Genomic DNA, 3,290 nt, shown 5'->3' with positions numbered 1-3,290 from the left:
TGACTGGACTATGAATAGCATGTTGCTTTTTAATCTTACATTGGGAACCAGTAAATATGATGGTACTGAACAAGATTGGGGTTACATGATGGTGACTTTTTCGCAAAAGTTGGGCGCTATATTAAAGTAAACAGGCCAAACTAAGCACTTTTGCTTTGACTGGAAATAAATCCAATCCTGAATTTAAGCCTCGCTCCGGCGGGGTTTTTATGCCTAAGACTCAGATTTAAAAAGATGACAGTCACCCTTGCGTCCATTACAGAATGGGTAACTGTCAGGTCGTGTTTATGTTGCTGCATTACTGGTCGCGTAACTTACTTTTTCTCTCTATTGTATTAACTTCGTTTTGTACTAAGTACCCAATTGCTTTACCTTTTTCAATTACGGAAAATGTCCTTTCAATCAACTCTTGAATTGATTGTGTCAGGAATTCAGGGCATATCCGTCTTACATCGTCAAGTTCACATCCGGCAATAATAATCTTAGCTAATGTTTTGACATCAACACATTCATCATCTGCTTTTAGTTCCTCCAATGTTTGAGAAACATAAGGCGCGAATATAAAACCGTCTGCTTCTTCAGTAGATATTAACTCTCTCTCAAGAGAATACAAGACGCCTAAGATTATAAAACTAACCAGTTTACCTGCATGTTTATCTTCAATTCGATAATAAAAATCCATATTTTTATCTCCAACTAATCAATAGATATTTATATTTCAACGTGGTGTAACACACCCAGAAAAAAATTAAATTATTATTTAATCTGACTAGTTTTATTACTCCAATGATTATACACGACTTTAAAGTCATAAATTGGACGACCACTATCATGTTCAAAATAATGAAGCGACACGTATTGTCCTTCAGGAAGGATGCCATCTAAATAAACTTTATACCACTTTCCACTTTTATGTTTTCTTAAGTTATGCAGTAATGCCTTATTATCAATAGTATATTTCTGTTTTCCATACTTAGCTTTCTTAAACCCTACCGGATAATTTGGCGCATCTTGAGGTGCGTTATAAAAGTGCTTAAGATCACTTGAATATCCGTGCTCATATCCATGACTATACCCACGTTCATATCCATGATCATACCCATGTTCATATCCGTGTTCATATTCGTGTTTATGTTGCGTGTGCTTCTTAGTAATTAAAGTTTGATATGGGTTTATCGCTTCATCTGGTGCTTGAAAGCTGTGCCCCGAAAAAGAGAGCGATACCAATAGAACGCTAAACAGAACTCTTGCAAGTCGATTCATAAGAATGTCCTCATATAAATAAGCTTTAAAGTATTCTCACAAAAGTATTCTCACAACAGAATTAAAATAACTCTGGCGTAATATGAAGCATTATATAGATACCCAGCTAAACGGAATTAAAACCAGAACCGATTTACTTCGGATACAATATTAATGAAAGATAAATGAAGTTGATTATTAAAAATTATAGGGTGAGTAAGGCTTTGAATTTACAATCCAACTCATGAAGAATTTGCAGTAGCTCAAAATCCCGCTTGATCACGGATAACGAATTCAATTGCTCATATTGATAACTTGGCACCTCTTTGAGAGGCATTAAGACCTGTTTAAGGTGTGACCACTCAGGCTACCGTCTGGATGGCGGTATTGTTAAGCCCATGTTCCCCATTCTCAGACAATAGTTGCCATCTGAGTAATGGCTGACATGGCATGTATCAGCACCAAACTTTGAATTTACAACTCAGTGAGTTATGCACTCGACCAATAGACAGATTTTATAATACGCAACCCTATTTTAAGGCGTATTGATTCTGCTAATGGTTATTAAATTGAGATAAAAATCCGACCTAAGTAATATTAACTGGCAATTTAGCAGTAGGATGAAATTACCTTTATTAATAAATAATTAAGTGAGGGATTTATGTCTGAAATTAATAAGCCAGAGGATACCACCCTTAATTGCCCATTTGAACCCAGTCAATATAAGAAGAAAGTTGATGTTGAAGTTGATGGTATACCACCCGTCGGCTCTCTTCCGTGGGCGTTAATTCAAGTGTACTTAGGAAAGGTTTTAAGTCGTAGCAAGTGGAACGCTAATGAATACATACAGCTTTCTGCTAAAAATGATGGTAGTGAACCTGTCCATATTGAGAAGCATGACAAAAACAATATACCGCAGACTTGGGAACCAACACCAGAAGACTTAATGGCCTGTGATTGGGGATTAGTAAAGATAACACCAAAGCCCGAAGATTGCATGCTGTCTTTTGAGCTTCAATTAGGACGAATAAATGGTGATGGTGATTGGTGGGGGTATATTAGCAATAAACTATACGGGGGCAAAGATGCTTTTGGGGATTTAATATCAGTGCAAAATGAGACTAATATTACAAACTTGTCAATATTGGCTTTCCATTGGGAAGATGACGCATTTTTTACTGTGATATCCTCAGATACTGATTATCTTCCAGAACTATTGGGGGTACTCAAAAAAACTCTTTATGTAACAGTTGATGGTGTAGTCTACAATCTCGGGGAAAATTCTGACGGTAGCCCCGAGCTGGATCCTAAAATGAAGGCTTATTTTTCTGGTTATTATGATTATAGTAATAATGCAAAAAATCTAATAAACATATTGCAACAAACAGGTCAAACCAAGCGCTTTTGCTTCAACTGGCAATAAATCTACACTCTGAATTCAAGGCTGCTTAATGTGGCCTTTTTCACGTAAAACCAGCTTTAACCCCTTGATATCCCTAATTTCCTGCATGATGCAGGTTTAGTGCTATGTCACGCTTCCATTTGAAACGGAGGCGTGGAAATAAACTCTGATGATTTTTGAGGTTAATGAATCATCAATCTCAGAGGCTACCCTCTTGAAGAGGGTTGGTTAAAAATGACTCAGTACGTTTAATATACCTACCTGCTGCCGTGGTCCTCATTTTGGTTGGTCAATCAGCCGAACTTTCGTCCGATGAACCCGCTAAAAGTTGCGGGTTAAAATCCAGCCAATATTGCAATGACTCAAATCTGAGCCACCTGCGGCAACCGTAATGATCTCCGTTATGGTTGGATAGGACGTGCTGATTTTCCCGATTTGAAATCGGAAAAACATTGCCTCCCAGAACAAATATTCTTCGCATTCAAAGTTACAAAACCAAAACTCAGACAAGCCAAATGATAACATTTGATAACGTTGATGCCTTACTCTACGCTATACGCCAAAGAAATAGCATAAGTGAAATCTTAAGAAATCTTAAGGTAAAAACTTCTTTTGGCAGACCAATCCGGTAGATCACCCATCGCTA

At 37.3% G+C, this 3,290-nt stretch carries 3 protein-coding genes; 1 reads left to right on the top strand and 2 read right to left on the bottom strand.

The window, feature by feature from the left end; translation table 11 throughout:
• Nucleotides 1-298 precede the first annotated feature (298 nt).
• Both PSI23_RS20755 and PSI23_RS20750 read right to left on the bottom strand, forming a co-directional pair.
• Entirely contained in the window at nucleotides 299-682 is a 384-nt protein-coding gene (locus tag PSI23_RS20755) for a DUF3969 family protein (RefSeq protein WP_273556853.1), read from the bottom strand.
• A 74-nt stretch (nucleotides 683-756) separates the two neighbouring features.
• Complete coding sequence (locus PSI23_RS20750; protein ID WP_273556852.1) at nucleotides 757-1,263, bottom strand: hypothetical protein; 507 nt, start codon at nucleotides 1,261-1,263, stop codon at nucleotides 757-759.
• 640 nt (nucleotides 1,264-1,903) lie between these two features.
• On the opposite strand from PSI23_RS20750, the gene PSI23_RS20745 reads away from it, so the two are divergent.
• On the top strand, nucleotides 1,904-2,665 hold the full coding sequence (locus PSI23_RS20745) for a Thoeris anti-defense Tad2 family protein (protein WP_273556851.1): 762 nt from the start codon (nucleotides 1,904-1,906) through the stop codon (nucleotides 2,663-2,665).
• Nucleotides 2,666-3,290: the final 625 nt, after the last annotated feature.

This window comes from Xenorhabdus yunnanensis (assembly GCF_028598805.1).
Taxonomy (GTDB): Bacteria; Pseudomonadota; Gammaproteobacteria; order Enterobacterales; family Enterobacteriaceae; genus Xenorhabdus; species Xenorhabdus yunnanensis.
The sequence above is the reverse complement of the archived record's forward strand: the minus strand, read 5'-3'. Positions and strand labels throughout refer to the sequence as shown.